13 protein-coding genes and 1 pseudogene are annotated in these 19345 nt (G+C 53.6%); 12 read left to right on the top strand and 2 right to left on the bottom strand.

The window, feature by feature from the left end; translation table 11 throughout:
- Window positions 1-19: 19 nt before the first annotated feature.
- The 10 genes and pseudogenes from ftsW (at window position 20) to WHS46_06415 (ending at window position 12092) form a co-directional block, all read left to right on the top strand.
- The gene (ftsW, locus tag WHS46_06460) at window positions 20-1183 is read left to right on the top strand and encodes a putative lipid II flippase FtsW (protein MEJ5348313.1); all 1164 of its coding nucleotides are present in this window, start codon (window positions 20-22) and stop codon (window positions 1181-1183) included.
- 9 nt (window positions 1184-1192) lie between these two features.
- Window positions 1193-2602 (top strand): UDP-N-acetylmuramate--L-alanine ligase, encoded by a 1410-nt coding sequence (murC, locus tag WHS46_06455; protein ID MEJ5348312.1) that lies wholly within the window; start codon window positions 1193-1195, stop codon window positions 2600-2602.
- Window positions 2602-3513, top strand: coding sequence for a UDP-N-acetylmuramate dehydrogenase (gene murB / locus WHS46_06450; protein ID MEJ5348311.1), 912 nt, complete (start codon window positions 2602-2604; stop codon window positions 3511-3513). The genes murC and murB overlap by 1 nt, the downstream gene beginning before the upstream one ends.
- Window positions 3510-4343, top strand: coding sequence for an FtsQ-type POTRA domain-containing protein (locus tag WHS46_06445; protein ID MEJ5348310.1), 834 nt, complete (start codon window positions 3510-3512; stop codon window positions 4341-4343). Before murB ends, WHS46_06445 begins: the two co-directional genes overlap by 4 nt.
- Before the next feature lie 51 nt (window positions 4344-4394).
- Entirely contained in the window at window positions 4395-5618 is a 1224-nt protein-coding gene (ftsA, locus tag WHS46_06440) for a cell division protein FtsA (protein MEJ5348309.1), read from the top strand.
- 124 nt (window positions 5619-5742) lie between these two features.
- Window positions 5743-6936 carry a cell division protein FtsZ gene (ftsZ, locus tag WHS46_06435; protein ID MEJ5348308.1) on the top strand — a complete coding sequence of 398 codons (1194 nt, stop codon included), beginning with the start codon at window positions 5743-5745 and terminating at the stop codon, window positions 6934-6936.
- Window positions 6937-7135: 199 nt separating this feature from the next.
- Entirely contained in the window at window positions 7136-8899 is a 1764-nt protein-coding gene (locus WHS46_06430) for a radical SAM protein (GenBank protein MEJ5348307.1), read from the top strand.
- 192 nt (window positions 8900-9091) lie between these two features.
- Window positions 9092-9979, top strand: a pseudogene (locus WHS46_06425) (DnaJ domain-containing protein).
- A 90-nt stretch (window positions 9980-10069) separates the two neighbouring features.
- Entirely contained in the window at window positions 10070-10390 is a 321-nt protein-coding gene (locus tag WHS46_06420; GenBank protein MEJ5348306.1) for a phasin family protein, read from the top strand.
- Window positions 10391-10433: 43 nt separating this feature from the next.
- Complete coding sequence (locus tag WHS46_06415; protein MEJ5348305.1) at window positions 10434-12092, top strand: AarF/UbiB family protein; 1659 nt, start codon at window positions 10434-10436, stop codon at window positions 12090-12092.
- Between the two features lie 109 nt (window positions 12093-12201).
- On the opposite strand, the gene WHS46_06410 is transcribed toward WHS46_06415, so the two are convergent.
- Window positions 12202-12525: an IscA/HesB family protein gene (locus WHS46_06410; GenBank protein ID MEJ5348304.1), complete on the bottom strand. Its 324-nt coding sequence runs from the start codon at window positions 12523-12525 to the stop codon at window positions 12202-12204.
- A 234-nt stretch (window positions 12526-12759) separates the two neighbouring features.
- On the opposite strand from WHS46_06410, the gene WHS46_06405 reads away from it, so the two are divergent.
- On the top strand, window positions 12760-14013 hold the full coding sequence (locus WHS46_06405; protein ID MEJ5348303.1) for an MFS transporter: 1254 nt from the start codon (window positions 12760-12762) through the stop codon (window positions 14011-14013).
- 67 nt (window positions 14014-14080) lie between these two features.
- Here WHS46_06405 and selA read toward each other — a convergent pair whose 3' ends face one another.
- Window positions 14081-15505 carry an L-seryl-tRNA(Sec) selenium transferase gene (gene selA, locus WHS46_06400; GenBank protein ID MEJ5348302.1) on the bottom strand — a complete coding sequence of 475 codons (1425 nt, stop codon included), beginning with the start codon at window positions 15503-15505 and terminating at the stop codon, window positions 14081-14083.
- 247 nt (window positions 15506-15752) lie between these two features.
- On the opposite strand from selA, the gene mfd reads away from it, so the two are divergent.
- The gene (gene mfd / locus WHS46_06395; GenBank protein ID MEJ5348301.1) at window positions 15753-19337 is read left to right on the top strand and encodes a transcription-repair coupling factor; all 3585 of its coding nucleotides are present in this window, start codon (window positions 15753-15755) and stop codon (window positions 19335-19337) included.
- The last annotated feature ends 8 nt before the right edge of the window (window positions 19338-19345 follow it).

Raw genomic sequence — 19345 nt, 5'->3', positions numbered from 1 at the left:
AAGAGGCATGGATGGCCCGGTGGCGACGACAAACATGATGGCCTATGGGGCTCCGGAGAGAGACGATGAGCCGGCAACGGCGGGGCTGTGGAGTCCCTCCGGACAGATTTGGGCCGTCGTGTTGATCCTTATCGCCTTTGGCATACTGATGATTTGGAGCGCCAGTGTTTCTTCCGGGTTGGGACAAAGCCGCTCCTTCGGCGGCCTGCCTTCTTATCCCGTAAAGCAGGCTGTTTTTGCCCTCGTCGGTATTGCCTTGATTGTGTTTTTTGAGCGTTTTCCGTACCGGATTTATCAGCCCTTATCAAAATTAATCCTTTTGGGATTGATCGTTTCTCTGGCTCTTGTGTTGATTCCTGGAATCGGGGTGGAAATCAATCGAGCGCGCCGATGGTTCGGTATCGGATCGTTCCTTTTGCAACCATCGGAGTTCGCGAAGGTGGGCTGGGTGGTCTACCTCAGCAGCTATCTCAGTCGAAAAAAAGATAACCTCAATCGATTTCTTTTCGGCATCGGCCCCTCCTTGGGCGTTCTTGGTGTGGTGTGCTTTCTCCTGCTCATGGAGCCGGATTTCGGATCCTGCGCTATTTTGATTGCGGTCAGTTTCGTTTTATGGACAGCCGGCGGCGTGCCTTGGAGACATTTGTTCCTTTTTATTCCCGTTGCAGGGTTTGGGCTGACTGCCCTGGTGATCCATTCTCCTTACCGACTTGCCCGTCTCATGGCTTTTCTGAATCCCTGGACCGATCCCCAAGACACCGGCTACAACCTGATTCAGTCCCTCATCGCTGTAGGATCGGGTGGGCTCTGGGGCAAAGGACTCGGCGCCGGCCACCAGAAGCTCTTTTACCTGCCTGAAACTTTTACGGATTTCATCGTAGCCGTGATGGCCGAAGAATTAGGATTTTTGGGGATCCTGTTTTTAACAGCCACGGTCATGTTTTTCTTTTGGAGAGGCCTCAGTGTGGCTCTCAAAGCCGCAGACGATTTTGGAGGTTTGCTCGCTTTGGGACTGACCTTTCTTATCGTTTTTCAGGCGTGGTTCAATATCGGAGTGGTTTTGGGACTGTTTCCCACCAAGGGGCTTACCTGTCCTTTCATCTCCTATGGGGGCAGCTCCTTGACCGCCAATTGTATCGCAGTGGGCATCATTTTGAGTGTGGCCCGGCGGGCCCGCATATGAGGCTGTAACGTGTACAAACGGTACCAGCACATTCACTTTGTAGGCATCGGCGGCATCGGCATGAGCGGCATTGCCGAACTGCTGCTTAACCTAGGATATCGTGTGAGTGGCTCAGATCTTCGAGAAACCGAGATCACTCGAAGGCTTCGTGAATTGGGAGCCGAGATTCATATTGGTCATCATGAAAGTCATGTGCAGGGTGTCGACGTGGTGGTGCTCTCCTCGGCTGTGACAGAAAACAATGCCGAGGTCATGGCCGCGAAAAAACTGGGCAAGGTCCCGGTCATTCGTCGAGCGGAAATGCTTGCCGAGTTGATGCGGCTCAAATACGCCGTTTTGGTCGCGGGCGCTCATGGAAAAACCACGACCACTTCCATGGTCGCCACCGTGCTCGCTCGAGGAGGTCTGGATCCCACGGTGGTCATCGGTGGCAAACTGAATGCGTGGGGCACCAACGCCAAATTGGGAGCCGGTGATTTCGTGGTGGCTGAGGCGGACGAAAGTGACGGAACCTTCCTCCTCCTTTCTCCCACCATCGCCGTTGTGACCAACATCGACTGGGAGCACGTGGATTTCTACAGGGATCTGGAACACATTCGAGAGACCTTTTTGCAATTCATCAACAAGGTTCCCTTTTATGGCCAAGCCGTCTTATGTCTGGAAGACGAGAACATTCAACAGATCTTGCCTCGAATTCAAAAACGTTTTGTCACCTATGGATTTTCCTCCCAAGCTGATTTTCAAGCTCGTGAAGTCACCGTGGACGGCCTGGGAACCAGGTGCCGCGTCTATCATAAAGACTGCGAATTGGGGGAGATGGTGCTTCCCCTACCAGGGCGACACAATGTTCTCAATTCCTTGGCTGCCGTTGCCGTGGGTGTGGAACTGGAATTGGACTGGGATGCCATTCGGCTGGGGATTCAGGACATGACCGGAGTCCAACGCCGATTTCAGATCAAGGGAGAGCGTTGTGGTGTTCTGGTTTTGGACGATTACGGTCATCATCCCACGGAAATTCGAGCCGTTTTAAAGGCCTTGACGGAAAGCTACCCGCATCGGCGAAAGATCGTGGTGTTTCAGCCGCATCGCTACACTCGAACACGCGGCCTTATGGACCAGTTTGCCACCTGTTTTTACCAATCGGACATGCTGCTCATCACGGAGATTTACGCCGCCAGTGAACCACCCATTGAAGGGGTAACGGGCCGACGCCTTGCGGACGAAGTCGCCAAGTACGGCCATCACGACATTACCTTTTGCCCGACCTTGGAGGATGCCGCGAAAGTCCTTCTGGAGCGAATCCAACCCGGTGATGTGGTGATGACGCTCGGAGCGGGAAACGTGTGGCAGGTCGGGGAATGGATCTTGGAGCGATTAGAAGGGGATTTTTCACCTGCGGTGCCTGGAGAACGCTGCTGATGGACTGGACGCATCAGCTGAAAAACCTGGGCGACGATGTGGAGATTCAATGGAATGTTCCGGCTTCCACACTTAACACGTTTCGTGTGGGCGGGACGGTTCAGTGTGTCGTGCGTCCGAGAACGGAGACATCCTTAAAAAGAGTGTTGCAAACGTTGCAGGCCAAAGGTGTGCCTTGGATCATTCTCGGAAAAGGCAGCAACGTTCTTTTTCCCGATGGCCTTTGGCATCGGGTGGTGGTTCTTCTCGACCTCTGTTGTGCTCAATTTCAATGGTTGCCTGGGGACGACCGCTTTGGGACCGTCAAGGCGGGTGCAGGAATGCTTCTCTCCCGGTTACTGAAACAATGTGTCCGTTATGGATGGAGCGGATTGGAATTCCTTGCAGGCATTCCGGCGACGGTCGGCGGTGCGGTGGTCATGAATGCGGGGACTCGAGCGGGTTCCATCGGAAACGTGCTGCAACAAGTGCGACTTCTTGACAGAGACCTTCAAGAACAGACGTTGCCCCGTACGGCTCTGACCATGGGATACCGAAACGGAGGACTGCCTGCTGGCGCCGTGGTCTTAGAAGCGGATTTTCAAGTGACGTCGGCGACGCCCCATGAGGTGGCCCAAAGAATAGCTGAAATGTTGCGACACCGACGTGCCAGTCAGCCGCGCCGATGGCCTTCCGCGGGTTGTGTTTTCAAGAATCCTGGGAACCAGTCGGCCGGAGCGCTTATCGATCAGGCGGGATTGAAGGGATTTCGTGTCGGGGATGCGGAAGTATCGACGGTGCATGCCAATTGGATCGTCAATCGAGGGCGAGCCACGCGCTCCGAGGTGCTTCAGGTCATTGAGGCTGTTCGCCGAGGCGTTCGAGAGCGTTTTGGTGTGGAGCTGGAACTGGAAGTGAAGGTTTTGGAATGATTCGTCCCAAAAGAAACAGATACCGAAAAGATCCGCGTCGAGTGGGAGGCCCGATCCATTGGCTTCTGGTCCTTTTGGCTTTGGGAGTCATGGTGGGGACCGCCATAGGCATGAGCTGCCTTTTTTCCCGAGCCTATGCAGCTCTTTTGGACGCGCCGCTTCTTTCGGTAGAAAGCATTGAAATACGTGGGGCGGTCAAACTGGATCAAAAAACCGTTCTCAATGCGCTCGGCGTGCCCAAGGGCATCAACCTGCTCAGGCTCCAACTGGATGTCTTGGCGCAGAGGCTGGAAAGACTTCCTTGGGTCAAATCGGCTCAAGTGGCCCTAGAGCCTAACGGCCGGCTGCTTGTCATTGTCGACGAGCGAAAACCTCTTGCGGTGGTCATGGGTGCGAGTCCCCTGCTCATGGACGAAGACGGCTTCCTTTTTCTCGAAGTTAACCCGGAATCTCACGTGGAACTGCCCTATGTCACCAAGGTGGGGGACAGAAGGCCGGTTCTGGGGGAGCGCGTTCCAAAAGACTTTCTTGAGGCCTTTCGGGAGCTCATGAAAGCTTTGGGAGGCGCTTCTGGCTTGGATCCGCGATTTGTGTCGGAAATCCTGTGGGATCCTTTGGAAGGTGTCTCGATCCTTGCCAATCCCAAAGGGACTCGAATCCATCTGGGGGACGGGGATTTTGCCCACAAGATCCAGCGCATGCGGTTGGTTTTTAAAGAAGTGGAACGCCGTATGGGCACCGACGGCCTTGGTGCCATACAGAGTGTGGATTTGTCTTATCCCGATCGAGCCTACGTTCGGGGGTTCTTTCAGAAACCGCAGGGAGTGTGAACGCATGTCCACCTTAGGCGCAATGTGAACCCTGGGGGTCAAGAGGGGATCATGGCGAAAAAAGATGACCTGATCGTCGGCTTGGATCTGGGCACCACGAAGGTGTGTGTCGTAGTCGGGGAAATGACACCCGAAGGGATCGATATTGTCGGCGTGGGAACAACCCCCTCGGTAGGCATGCGAGGCGGCGTGGTGGTGAATATCGACCAAACGGTCAACGCCATTCGCAAAGCTGTGAGCGAAGCGGAGAGAATGGCCGGATGCCAGATATCTTCAGTGTACGCCAGCGTCGGTGGCACGCATATTACAAGCCTCAACAGCCATGGCGTCATTGCTATTAAGAGCCGCGAGGTGACACCGACGGATGTGCAACGGGTTCTGGAAGCGGCCAGGGCCATTGCCATGCCCTTTGACCGTCGTGTTTTGCACGTGCTGCCTCAGCAGTTCATTGTGGACGATCAGGAAGGCATTCAAGACCCTTTGGGTATGTCCGGTGTGCGGCTGGAAGCCAAAGTGCATATCGTCACCGGGGTTTCCAGCGCCTTGCAAAACATTGTCAAGTGCTGTGAGAGGGCCGGATTGCATGTGCTCGACATCGTGATGGAATCCTTAGCCTCCAGCGAATCCGTTTTGGATCCCGATGAAAAACATCTGGGGGTGGCTCTTGTGGACATGGGAGGAGGTACCACCGACGTGGCGGTATTTCGAGAGCAGGCCATACGGTATTCCTCGGTGATCGGCCTGGGCGGTAACCATATCACATCGGATATTTCCGTGGGACTTCGAACGGCTATCGATGAAGCGGAAAAGATCAAGCGCCAATATGGCTGCGCTTTGATTGACCGCGTGGATCCTCAGGAGGTGATCGCCGTAGGGTCTGTCGGCGGCCAAAAACCTCGAGAACTGGCTCGATCCATCTTGGCGGAAATTATCGAAGCACGTGTGGAAGAAATCTTAAAGGTGACAGAGCTGGAACTCATTCGTTCCGGCTACATGGAATTTCTTCATGCAGGTGTGGTGCTCACGGGGGGAGTGTCCCTGTTGCCGGGGATTCGAGATTTAGCGGAGCGGGTTTTTGATCTTCCGGTGCGGATCGGCATTCCTTATCGGTTTGGCGGTTTAGGGGATGTGGTGAAAAACCCGGTCTATGCGACAGCGACAGGGCTATTGCTTTATGGACGACACCATGGCCCAAGGCCGCGTGTGAGGTCATCGGATGGTTCCATATGGCGCCGAGGCATTGAGTTTCTCAAAAAGATCTTTAAGGAATTTTAACCCTTAGGCTTCGAATGTCACGTTTTTGAGTAACAAAGGATCTGGGAACCGGTTGAAAGTGTTCCGCCTGAACAGGGTGGAACTGGACGGGGCAAGGTCAACAACACCATGAGGGGGAGTCGCTATGGAGAGCAAACAGGTGAATGGAGCAAAGATCAAGGTTCTGGGTATCGGGGGTGGGGGTGGCAATGCCGTCAACAACATGATCGATGCCGGCATGGAAGGTGTTGAGTTCATTGCGGCAAACACGGACTTTCAGGTTTTGGAAAGGAATAAGGCTCCAGTACGCATTCAGCTGGGCACCAACCTGACCAAAGGTTTGGGCGCGGGGGGAGACCCGGAAAAAGGAGCCAAGGCCACCGAAGAAGATTTGGACAAGGTTCGAGAAGCCCTTGAGGGCAGTGATATGGTGTTCATCACAGCGGGTCTCGGCGGAGGGACCGGAACCGGAGGTGCTCCTATCATTGCCAAGGTGTGCAAGGAATTAGGAGCCTTGACAGTGGCCGTCGTGACCAAACCCTTTAGTTTTGAAGGTAAAGTTCGACAACGAAATGCCGAACAAGGCCTGAAGGCTTTGGGAGAAGTGGTGGATACCCTGATCAGTATTCCCAACAACCGACTGAGCAGCCTGGCAGATCGCCGCGCCACGCTACTTGAAATGTTCCGAAAGGCCGATGATGTGTTGCTTCATGCCGTCAAGGGCATTTCAGACCTCATTATGAATCCCGGCTTGATCAATGTGGACTTTGCCGATGTCAAGACGGTCATGAGTGAGATGGGCCTGGCCATGATGGGCACCGGCGTGGCCAAAGGTGAAAACCGAGCTGCCCAGGCCGCTCAAATGGCCATTTCCAGCCCGCTTTTGGAAGACATTTCCATTCACGGAGCGCGAGCGGCTCTCATCAACATTTGTGCGGGTCCGGATCTGGCCATGTACGAGTTTGAAGAAGCTTCCACGATCATTTATAACGAAGTGGACAGTGAGGCTCAGATCATTCTGGGCACCACCATCGACGAAACCATGGGCGACGAGTTGCGGGTCACCGTGATCGCTACGGGGATTGGCCAACCCAAGCAACAGGCCAAGCGTGACGTGTCACGCATAAGCAAGTTAAGGCCGGAGCTGGCGACGGAGCCTATTGTGCGTCCAATGCCGGAGCCGACGATATTGCCTGTTGCCGCCTCGGCTCCTATTCGAGATGACTTGATCCTCGAGGAGCGTCCCAAGAAAAGAAGTTTCTTCAAGAGATTGACAGGAGGAGCGGTCGACGAGGAAGACTGGAACATTCCCACGTTCATTCGCAAACAAGCCGACTGAGTTTTTGCGTTTTTCCATGGTTCGACTCCCCGTCCTGCGGCTATGAGGGAGCGGGATCGGAATCTCCAAAAGGTTTCGTCCCGTTCCTCAAACACATGCCAAACGAGGCCAAGTCGTTCGGGATAGGGGAAACTGGTTTCCGGCTTACGTGCGCGAGCGAGGGGAGTGTTCCCTCTGGAGCCGTTGACCTCGCACGCTGATGAGTTGGAAACAAAGACATCGAGCTCAGCTTCGCTTATCCAAAGAGAAAACCATCATCTCCCGAAATCCGGGAGGCTTCCTTCATATCGCCCTTGCCTTTCCCAACACCTACCATGTGGGTATGTCCAACCTGGGTTTTCAGACCGTGTACCGTCTTTTTAACCAAATACCTCAGGTGACATGCGAAAGGGTTTTTTATCCGGACCCTGAAGTGGTTTCAGAGTTTCGCTCAGGCAGAGAACATCTGGTGTCCATGGAATCCGCTCGTCCCCTGACGGATTTTCACCTCATTGCCTTCTCCATCTCTTTTGAAAACGATTATCCAGCCGTGCTCGAGATGCTTCTCTGGGCAGGGCTTTCCGTTCGAAGTGCCGATCGACAGGAACGAGACCCTTTGGTTGCGGCGGGAGGGGTCGCCGTTCTTTTGAATCCTGAACCTCTGGCGAACTTCATGGATTTTTTCTTCATCGGTGAAGCCGAAGGCCTTGCGGAGACTTTCGTGCACACCTGGAGCGAAGCCGCTGGAATCAGGACGTCGCGCCAGGAGTTATTGGAGCATTTTTCGGAGCAATGTTCCGGTATTTATGTGCCTCGGCTTTACAAGCCCATTTATGCTGCAACCGGGGTTTTGCAGGACATAGAGCCACGAGGAAAGGCCCCTTTAAAAGTTTCAGCTGCCAAGGCAGATCCACGTTCCGGCAAGCCTGCCCATTCTGTTATCGTCACTCAAGAAACAGAATTTTCCGACACGGCGTTGATCGAGATCGGTCGCGGATGTGGGAGAGGGTGTCGTTTTTGTGCCGCTGGGTTTATCTATAGACCTCCCCGGTTTCACTCGCCCGAAGTCATCACTTCCATCGTGCAAGAGTGGATGCCTTACACATCCCGCATCGGTCTCGTCAGTCCGGCTGTATCCGATTATCCGGATATGAATCTTCTCTGCCGCCAGCTTGTGGCATGGGGACTTCAGGTACATTTTTCCTCACTTCGAGCGGACAGGGTATCTTCAGACCTGTTAATGGCTTTGGGAGAGAACACCTTAAAGGCAGTGGCCATCGCGCCCGAAGCGGGTTCCCAAAGGCTGCGCACCGTCATCGGCAAAAACCTCACGGACGAGGATGTGCTTATGGCGGCTGAGCGTCTTACGGACTGTGGTGTTCAACACCTGAAACTTTATTTTATGATCGGATTACCTTCGGAAACTCGGGACGATTTGGCGGCTGTGGTGGATTTGGTCAAAAAAGTCAAGCATCGCGTGCTCGAGCAGGGTCGAGGTCGAAAAAAGGTGGGGATTATCACTTTGAGTGTCCATTCCTTTGTGCCAAAACCTTTTACCCCGTTGCAGTGGGCCCCTTTTGAAGGTGTAGGGGGGTTAAGGGGAAAGGCGAAATGGCTCCAACAGGCTTTGGGGAAGGTGGCCAATGTACGTGTTCATTTTGATATGCCCAAATGGGCTTACGTCCAAGCGCTCCTGAGTCGAGGAGATCGAAGAGTGGGCGATCTATTGGAAAAGGTGGTGGTGAAAAACATCAGTTGGAGCCAGGTGGCAAGAGAGTCGGTGCTCAATCCTGATTTTTGGGTTATGCGGGAAAGGGAGCTGGATGAACGATTTCCGTGGGAGATTGTGGATCATGGAATCAGGCGATCCTTTTTACGTTCCCAATACGAAAAGGCTTTGCAGGCCCATCCCTCGGAACCGTGCGCTCAAGAGCCAAGCTGTCGAAGCTGCGGCGTATGCGGAAGCATCTCCGCCAAGGCGTGATTTTGACCATAAAGCTATCGGTGCGATTGAAGCGCGGGCCTTTGCATGCTCTAAATGGACGTAAACCTTGCGACGATTTCTCTCTCCCTTTTCGGCTCATGTGGTAATATTTAGAAGTTGCAAAAAATCTTCCAGAATCCTGGAAGGGTTCGGCTGCAGAGTTTCAGAAATTTTTTGTGGAAGGAAATCACTATGAATTCAAGCCATAACGACTATTACACCATCCTAGGGGTTTCATCGGACGCCTCGGCGGAGGAGATCAAGCGGGCCTTTCGAAAACTGGCTCTGGAAACCCATCCGGATCGTAATCCAGGAGATCCAAAGGCGGAAGAGCGGTTCAAGAAAATCAATGAAGCCTATGGGGTGTTATCGGATCCTCAAAAGAGGGCCGAATATGACCGGTACCGTGCCATGGGTTATCAGCCCGGTGGACCGTACGGAGTTGGGGGCGGCTTTGGTTACAGTCAGGAAGACATCTTTCGCGATTTCTTCACAAGCCGACAGGCTCAGGAAATATTTTCGGAAATGCGTCGAGAATTCGAGCGCATGGGGTTCCGTTTTGACGATAGCTTTTTGAACAACATTTTCTTTGGGGGTAGAACCTTTATTTTTCGAACCACCATGTGGGGAGGACCGGAAGGGGTTCGAATGTATCATTACTCGCGAGGGCCTGCTGCGGATTCCGCAACCCATCGCCATCAAAGTTTTTCTCAGCCGCCGTCCAAATCTTCGTTCATTCTTCCCGTATTGAAAATGGGAGCCTCACTTCTTTACCAGGCTGGAAAGAACTTGGGCAAGCGTATGGTGCGTAAGGCCTTGGAATGGGTAGGGCTCGCAGATAAAACACATGGGGAAGGGGGACATGGGGAAGGCGACGCCGATGTGGTGTATCGGCTGACCATTGATTTGGAGGAAGCCATGCATGGGACGGTGATGGAGGTGGCCTTACCCCATTTGGACAATAAGCGTGTGGCGGTGCGAATTCCTCCGGGGGTTTCCAACGGCACGAGGTTACGATTGAAAAACCTTGGAAAGAAAACCCGGCATCACGGCTTACAGGTGCAGGGGGACACCTATATTGAACTACGGGTAGAAGGTTTGTGATCTGTCGCGATTGGGCCTTTGATTCCCACGCATCGCTGAACCTTAAAATGAAAAGGAGCGGAAGCCATGTTGGAGCTCATCAGAAAAGGGCTTCTAGCGAGTCTGGGCGCTGTGGTGATGACCAAGGAGCGGGTGGAAAAAGCCACCAAAACCCTGGTTGAAGAGGGAAAGCTTTCTCGAGAGGAAGCCGACAATCTGGCAGAGGAGCTCATTCGCAGTGGGGAGCGACAATGGGAAGAGATTCAGCAATCGCTCAGTGAAAACATTAAAAAAGCTGTGGAGCGCGTGGATGTGGCACGACGCAGCGAGGTGGAAGGGATCAAAGATCGACTGGAAAACCTTGAAAAGCGGGTCTCCATGCTGGAAGAACGTTTGAGCAAGGGCTAAGGGCCAAGGGCCCGTCACATGCCTCTGGACATGAGGGGGCCGCGTGGATTTTAAAACAATCATGCACCTGGGGCGATTCAAAGACATCGCCGTGATCCTTTTTCGATATGGTTTTGACGATGTCTTGAACCGCTTGGGGTTTCCCACCCGCCGTCTTCCGGGTAGTCGCCATTCCCTGGACCCAGAAACGAGCACGTTTGAGAGAATCCGCCGGGCTTTGGAAGACTTGGGTCCGACCTTTGTCAAATTCGGCCAGATGATGAGTCTCCGGCCGGATCTTCTCCCGTACCCTCTTATTCAAGAATTGAGAAAGCTTCGAGAAGACGTCGCACCGGTGCCCTTTTCTCAAATCCGCACCGTCGTCGAAAAATCCCTGGGAAAGCCTCTGAAGGAAGTTTTCTCCCAGTTTGAGGAGGAACCTTTGGCCTCGGCGTCCATGGCTCAAGTCCATCGGGCCGTGCTGGCTCCATCGGGACACCCTGCAGCCGTTAAAGTGCAGCGTCCTGCCATCGCTCAAATCATCAAAAAAGATCTTTATATTTTGGAAATCGTTGCGCACGAAATTCACGAGAGACTGGAAGATTTTCGTGTCTATGAACTTCCTCATCTGGCAAGAGAACTTCGGCGCACTATGATGCGCGAGTTGGACTTCACGCTTGAAGCAAGAAATATACGAATTTTTCGAACCAATTTTCATGGCTTTGAGCACTGTTTTGCGCCTCGGGTTTTCGATTCCTACGTCAGCCGGCATGTGCTCACCATGGAACTCATCGAAGGTCGACGACTCTCGGAAGTCATGGTCGAGGCCGAATCAGAAGAGAAATTTCAATTGGCCCGGCTTGGCTTGAAGGCCATGGTCAAGCAAATTCTCGAAGACGGTTTTTTCCATGCCGATCCACATCCGGGAAACATTTTGGTCACGGAGACGGGAGCCATCTGCCTGCTGGATTGGGGTATGGTGGGTCGCCTAAGTCGTGAGATGCGCTATGAGATTATTGACCTCATTCATGCTATTGTGGAAAAGGACAGCGACAGAGTCTTGGAAATTGTTCTGGAATTTGCCCGCGGTGGACCCAGTGCTCAAGACCGTGTCCTCATTCACCGTGAAATTCTGGACCTCCTGGACGCCTACCACGGGATTCCTTTGGAACAAATCGATCTGGGATCCCTTCTTATGGAGATCGCAACGCTGCTTCGGGACTACAAGCTGCATTTGCCATCGGATCTCGCCATGATGATTCGAGCCCTTATCACCGCTGAAGGGACAGCGAGAGAATTGGCGCCGAATCTCAACGCGGTTGAGGAAGCCGAGGATTTGGTGAAGCGCTTGTCCATGGAGCGATGGAAAATTCAAGAACTGTTGCGAAATTTTCGGCGCAGTTTGCGCCACTTAGGTCAAATGCAAAAGGAGGTGCCGCCTCGAATCTTACAGATTCTGGACAAGATGCAACGAGGGGAATTCAATGTTCGATTTCAGCACGAAAACCTGGGCGATCTCAGACGCACTCTCGACAGCATGTCCAATCGGCTGACCTTGGGGCTCATTATCGCAGCCATGATCATTGGATCTTCCATGATCATTACAACCGGCGTTGAACCGTATCTGTTCGGATACCCGGCTTTGGGTATTGTAGGCTACATTGTCTCGGGGCTGTTGGGCCTCTGGCTGATTAGCACCATTATTCGTTCCCGCCGTTTTTAAATGGAGGTTGAGCCGAGGGTTTAGTCCTCGGGCATGGAAAGAGCACGAAAAAAGGGCTGCTGAAGCCCTTTTTTCGTCCACAATGCTTATGGAAGGCCGTTTTGGATTTTCAGCCGCACGAACCTCCACACGAAGTTCCGCAAGAACCGCCCCCGATGGAGACTTCAGGCAGGACACGGAACCCGGAAATCATGCCGTGATCCACAAAATCGATGGTAATTGACTTTGTGAGTTCCAGCAAATTACGGTTTACAACCAAAGTGAAACCATTGATCATGAAGACTGCGTCCGAGTTCGTAGGTTCATCCAGAACCATTGCCAGTGACGGACCGCTTCACCCGCCTTGCTGCAAAAATATTCGAATGGGATGAACTTCCTTGCCCTGGAAGTACTCCTTGAGGACCTCTTCCGCTTTTGGGGTCATGTGAACCATCGTATTCTCCTTCTCTCTTGAGTCTTTTCCTCTCTGTTAGGCATGGCCTTACACCGTGTCAACTTGAGCAGGGGCGCACCTTAGCAACAATTGATCGGTTTGAGAAGTGAGATGTGCAGTACGAGCTTTGAAGGGACAAAAGGAACTAGGTTGTTTCCGCGCAAGGATTCCGGCTAGGATAGGATGCATTTTACGGTTGATGTGGGTTGGTGAGATATCCTTTCGGAGGTCGGCGTGGAAGACGTCCACTGGCAGCGCACCTTGTGGATCATGTTCGTGGCTCAACTGATTTCGGCGGTTGGATTTTCCGTCATTTTTCCATTTCTTCCTTTGTATGTGCAGCAGCTTCCTTCTTCTTGGCACTTGGAAGCCAAGCTCTTAGCCGGCCTTGTTTTTTCCTCCCAGGCTCTCACCATGATGATTGCCTCACCCATCTGGGGTAGTTTGGGGGATCGTTTTGGACGAAAGCTCATGGTGAAGCGGTCCCTATTTGGAGGGGCCTTGGTTCTGGCGGCCATGGCTTATGTGCGTACTGCGGAAGAGTTGGTCGCGCTTCGTGCTTTCCAAGGTCTGGTAACCGGCGTCATTTCCTCGGCCAATGCGTTGGTGGCAGCTGCGGTTCCGAGGCATCGCATGGGCTATGCCATGGGCGTTATGCAACTGGGCCTTACAGCAGGGATCGCCGTAGGGCCTTTGCTTGGTGGCATTTTGGCCGACACGGTGGGCTATCGTGTCGCTTTTCTGATCACGGGAGCCCTGTTGGCCATGGCGGGCGTCCTGGTGACGGTGGGCGTGCGTGAAGTTTTTCAAGCTCCGGAAGGGGACAAGCCCCGTGGTTTTTCCTCAGGCTTGTGGAAATCTTGGCAAAGCGTGTTTCAGCATCCTGGGGTGGGCATGGCTTATGGACTACGCTTTTTCGCCTATCTTGGGCGCATGATGATTGTCCCCATTGCCCCTTTTTTCATTCAGACCCTTCTTGGACCCGAAGCTTCGGTCAACACCTTTACCGGGCTTGTCTTTGCCGTGGTGGCTTTTACGGGCGCCCTTTCCGCTGTGTTGTGGGGAAGACTTGGCGACAGGATCGGTCATGAGCGTGTTTTGGTCATGTGTGCTCTTCTGAGCGGGATAGCTTATGTGCCGCAAAGCTTCGTTCAGGAAGCCTGGCAACTGCTGGCCCTTCAAGCTGTGTGTGGGTTGGCCATGGGTGGCACACTGCCTTCCACCAGCGCTCTTCTTGCAGCCTATACGACCCCGGGAGAAGAGGGGGCCGTGTACGGCTTGGACAGTTCTGTGGTGTCTGGTTCCCGCGCGGTGGCCCCGTTGATTGGTGCGGCTGTTGCCCAGGGGTTCGGACTTCGAGCGACTTTTACCGCCACGGGGATTCTCTTTTTCCTAATGGCTCTGTTGGCCCTTCGAGCCCTTCCATCTTTACGTTACCGTTGTTCTTCCAAAGCTTCGCTTGGAAGTGACATGGGAGAGGCTGATTAAAAAATCTTTCAAAGAACCCCGACACATCATCCTTCATGCAATAATCCTGGAGCTTAAAAGCCTTTCTTCAGCCGGCCAGTCGGGTGAAGGCTTCCACGATGGTTTCTTCATCCCCGTCTCGAAGTGTTCGCAGATCCATAAGAAACCGTTCGGATTCAATCCGGCCGATAATAGGCGGGTTGTTGGCTCGAAGAAATTGTTCCAACTGGTTAGCGCTCCAGCGTTTTGAGGAGACGGCCACAACGTAGGTGGGCAGATTCCTTTCCGGCAAGGCACCTCCACCTACCTGGGAAAACCCTTCACTGACCTGGACGTTCCAGAGGGAACCATCGGTTCTTTCTTGAATTTTTTGGGCCAGACGAATGGCTGCGTCGCGGAGGATTTCCAAAGGCCGAGCGATCATTTCCAGCGTGGGGATACGGCGCCAAGCTGTAGGTTCATCGCGGTACAGGCGCAATGTGGCTTCCAGGGCGGCCAAGGTCATCTTGTCCACTCGAAGAGCGCGGGTCAGAGGATTTTTCTTGCACTGAGCGATGAGTTCTTTTCGTCCTAAGATGATCCCAGCCTGAGGGCCTCCCAGCAGTTTATCCCCGCTGAACGTGACGACATCCACACCGGCACGCAAGGCCTGCTGAGCTGTGGGTTCCTGAGGCAGCCCGACAGGGGAGACATCCACCAGGGAGCCGCTTCCAAGGTCTTCCACGACCAGAAGCTGATGACGATGGGCCAATTGAACGAGATCTTCCAGAGGAACTTCGGCGGTGAACCCCACCAGGCGATAATTGCTGCAGTGCACCTTCATCAAGAGCCGGGTTCGTTCTCCAATGGCGTTTTCATAATCATAGAGATGGGTTCGATTGGTGCATCCCACCTCGCGAAGAATGGCGCCACTTGCGGCCATGACATCAGGAATACGAAAAGAGCCCCCGATTTCCACCAATTGCCCTCGAGACACAATGACTTCCTGTCCTTTGGCAAGGGTATTGAGCACCAGTAGGACAGCAGCGGCGTTGTTGTTGACCACGAGCGCCGCTTCGGCTCCCGTAATTTCTCGAAGAATAGCTTCGGCATGCACGTAACGGGACCCACGGCGGCCGTGGACCAGATCATATTCCAGATTGGAATAAGAACGACAGACCACCTGCAGCCTCTCAAGAGCCTCTTCGGCCAGCAGGGAGCGTCCCAGATTGGTGTGAACCACGATGCCTGTGGCGTTGACGACGGGTTGAAGGGTGAAGGCATTTTTTTGCTCGCACAGAACCAAGGCCACTTGCACGAGTTCCGTGACGGACGGCACGGGGGGTAAGGGGTCTTCCCGGTGCGACAACAGATGCCGTCGAGCGGTTTCCAGAGCCTCTCGAAGACTTTCCACCACAAGTTTTCTGGGGACCCTGGCCAACAGCTCTTGAATGGTGGAATCCTTGAGAAGTTCGTCCACGCTGGGAAGTCTGCGCAGACAATCCTGAATCGTTCGCCTTTGGTCGTTCGACATCTTGGCTCTCCACGTGGACAGAGTCACAGGGGTATAAGCGTCCTGAACGTGACGGCGATTATACCGGATCCTTCACATCAAGAAAAATCCTCTCCACCGGCTTCTTGATAATCGAGAAATTTTTGATGACAAAATATTTGGAAGTGTGGAAAAGGCATCGTCTTTACGGCAAAACGGTTCAGGATTATGGTGCAATCAAAAAGTTGGGAGGTTTGGAAAAGCTTTGCACGCCCCATACGTTCAACCCATGGAAAAGCGACCTCTTAAAACTTTTGACGATGATGTTTCCCTTTCCGCCTCACACATGGCGGAACTGGTTCGAAAGGGCGTCAATCCCCTTTCTCTGTCCCACATGCCCTCCTCGGCTCTGGCCTTATGGGTGGCGCAACTTATCGACGTCGTGAAACGCCCTGTGGTGGTGATCACTTTTTCTGACCGAGAAGTGGGATACGTGGCCGACGAGATCCAGTTCTTTCTGGAATCCCATCGAAGCTCGGACCCGCTGGATCGAAAGCTCTTGAGGTTTCCTTCCCGATTCGGTCATCAGGCACAGGTTTTAGGCAAAATGGAATCCACAGCTCATCGGTTGAGAAGTCTGTGGAGCATGAAGAACCTGAACAGACCTTTTGTATTGGTTACATCCGCAGCCGCGATTCTTGAAAGAGTGATACCCCCTCAAGTGCTTACGGAAAGCACCGAATACCGCGTCGTGGGAGAAACGGTCGATGTGGAAGCCTTGGTGCGACGCTTGGTGGCTGGAGGTTACTACCCGACGACGCTCGTGGAGGAATACGGCGATTTCAGCCGCCGCGGTGGGATTTTGGATGTTTACGTTCCCTTGTACCCCTGGCCGGTTCGTATGGAATTTTCCGGGGATGTGCTGGAATCCATACGATTGTTTCACCCGGCGACCCAGCGTTCCCTGGCCGTATTGGAAGAAGTGGTGCTGATGCCGGCAAGTGAAGTGGTTCTTCATGACGAGGGGCGCCGGCGCGCACGGCGTCTTCTCATGGAAGACGTGCACACGGGACGGCTCAGCCCCTCCTTGGGCAATGTATGGCTCGAAAGGCTGGAAACAGAGCATCAGTCCTCGGCTTTTGAAGGGGTCCTCTCCGTCTTTTATGAAGAACTCGCTACCCTTTTTGATTACCTGCCTCAAGAGGTCGTGGTGCTGTGGTCCGATTATGCGGAATTGAAAAAAGAGTTGCATGAGATTTACGGCCGGCTTCTTTGGGAGTGGGGCCAGAAGGACGATCAGGAGGTGTGGCGCCGTCCCGCTCAAGAGCTTCTTCTTGCACCCGAGTCTGTAGAAGGCTTTTCCCGGCGTTTTCAAAACGTGTGGGTCAACGCCATGTCGGATCGAAAAGAAGCGGCCGTCCACTGTGATGTGGGCGTGCGCACACAGAGTGACTTGTGCTTGGCTTTGAAGTCTCATCCCAAGCGGGAAAGGCTCTTGGAGCCGGTCGTGCAGCAGGTTCGTTCGTGGCAAAAGCAAGGCTTCTGTGCCGTGATTGTCAGTGACCATCCAGAACAATCCAAGAGGCTCAGGGAACTGCTCACCCATTACGGCATGGAACCTGAGGGAACTCTTCGTGGTTCAGATCTCGTGCGTCCACGAAGGCCGGAGGAAAGGGCGCTGTATCTGGCGGTAGGGCCGATTCGAGCCGGTTTTATCTGGCCCGGTCATCACTTGGCTCTTGTGTCGGAAACAGAACTTTTTGGCAAACGGCGGGTGCGGCCTCAAAAAAAGAAAACCCTGGCCGGCTTGTTTCTCAGTTCCTTTGAGGATCTTCATGAAGGGGACCTGGTGGTGCACGTGGACCATGGCATCGGGGTCTACCGAGGACTAGTGCATCTGACAGTCGGCCAGATGGAGAGCGATTTTCTTCAGCTGGACTATCAGGACGGAGATCGACTCTATGTGCCGGTGGACAAGCTGCACAAGGTGCAAAAGTATCTGGGTATAGAAGGCGCCGATGTGCGCGTGGACAAGCTTGGAGGCAAGGCTTGGGAAACGGCCAAGAGGAAAGCCCGCGAATCGGCGGAAAGGGTGGCCCAGGAATTGCTCAAGATATACGCACTTCGTCAAATTCGCCAAGGCACAGCGTTTAGTCCGCCGGACAGTGTTTTTCGTGAGTTTGAGGCCACATTTGCCTTTGACGAAACGCCCGATCAGATTCGAGCCATCGAAGACGTTCTGCAGGATATGTGTTCACCCCGCCCCATGGATCGTCTTATCTGCGGCGACGTGGGCTACGGCAAGACGGAAGTGGCTTTGAGGGCGGCCTTTAAGGCGGCCATGGATGGCAAACAGGTGGCCATGCTGACCCCTACCACCGTGCTGGCTGAGCAGCACTTTGCAACATTTCAAGAACGCCTCAGGGATTTTCCTCTCACCGTGGATGTGCTCAGCCGATTTCGCACCCCTTCGGAACAGAAGCGGATTTTGGAACGGCTTCAGTCCGGCGCCTTGGATATTGTGATCGGCACCCACCGGCTTTTGCAAAAGGATGTGGTGTTCAGGGATTTGGGTTTGCTCATCATTGACGAGGAACAACGTTTCGGAGTGCGCCACAAAGAGCGTATCAAGGAACTTCGCGTTTCCGTGGATGTGTTGACCCTCACGGCAACCCCCATTCCAAGAACGTTGCATATGGCTTTGACAGGAATTCGGGATCTCAGCACCATCGAGACGGCTCCTCAGGATCGCAAGGCCGTGGAAACGGTGGTCTGTCCTTTTGATGAACTCACCATTCGAGAAGCCGTCACAAGAGAATTAAGGCGTGGTGGGCAGGTGTTCTTTGTGCACAATCATGTCCAGACCATACTGCGTATGGCCGACAAGATTCGATCCCTGGTGCCGGAAGCTCGAGTTGAAGTGGCTCACGGGCAAATGAAGGAGCGGGACCTCGAGAAAATCATGCTGGATTTCGTGCACAGAAAGGTGGATGTTTTGGTGTGCACGACCATCATTGAGTCAGGTTTGGACATTCCGGCGGCCAACACCATTCTTATCAACCGGGCGGACAAGATGGGATTGGCTCAAATTTACCAGCTTCGCGGCCGTGTGGGTCGTTCCGCCGAACAGGCCTATGCGTATTTGCTGATTCCCGGGGAACACCTGATCACCAGGGACGCTCAAAAGAGACTTCGTGCGCTCATGGATTTCAGTGAACTGGGGTCGGGATTTAAAATTGCTTTGAATGATCTTCAGATTCGCGGAGGTGGCACCATTTTGGGATCGGCCCAATCGGGACACATTGCCTCCGTCGGTTACGAACTCTATTTGGAACTCCTCGAAGAGACCATTCGAAAGATGAAAGGCGAAGAACTCGAAGAGGCTTTGCCCGATCCAGAAATCGCTTTGCCTGTAGCCGCTTATGTGCCGACCCCTTTCATGCCGTTTCCGGACCAGAGACTCGTGGCTTACAAACGCTTGTCCGGAGCGAAAACGCAGCAAGAAATCGATGATATTGCCAAGGAATGGCGAGACCGGTTCGGGCCCCTGCCCGATGAGGCCAAGTCCCTGCTGGTGCTCGCCCGATTACGTCTTTTGATGAAAACCCTCCGCATCACTCGCCTTGAAAGCACCGGCAGCGTCTTTACCTTCACCTTCATGGAACCGCCACATGTGGACTCTGTGTTAGAAAGCCTTGGTGATGCCAAATGCTCCATTACCATGCACGGGGAAAGGAAAATGAACGTGGATCTGGAAGCGCGCACGGCACTGGCGGCCCTGGTTCGACTCAAAAGAATCTTGCAAGCGCTTGTGGATCATGTTAGGGACCATAGTCAATTCAATAGGTTAGTTTCGACTCCTCCTTCCGGATAAAGCCTTTT

Origin of the sequence: Desulfosoma sp. (assembly GCA_037481875.1) — a bacterium.
Taxonomy (GTDB): Bacteria; Desulfobacterota; Syntrophobacteria; order Syntrophobacterales; family DSM-9756; genus Desulfosoma.
The sequence above is the reverse complement of the archived record's forward strand: the minus strand, read 5'-3'. Positions and strand labels throughout refer to the sequence as shown.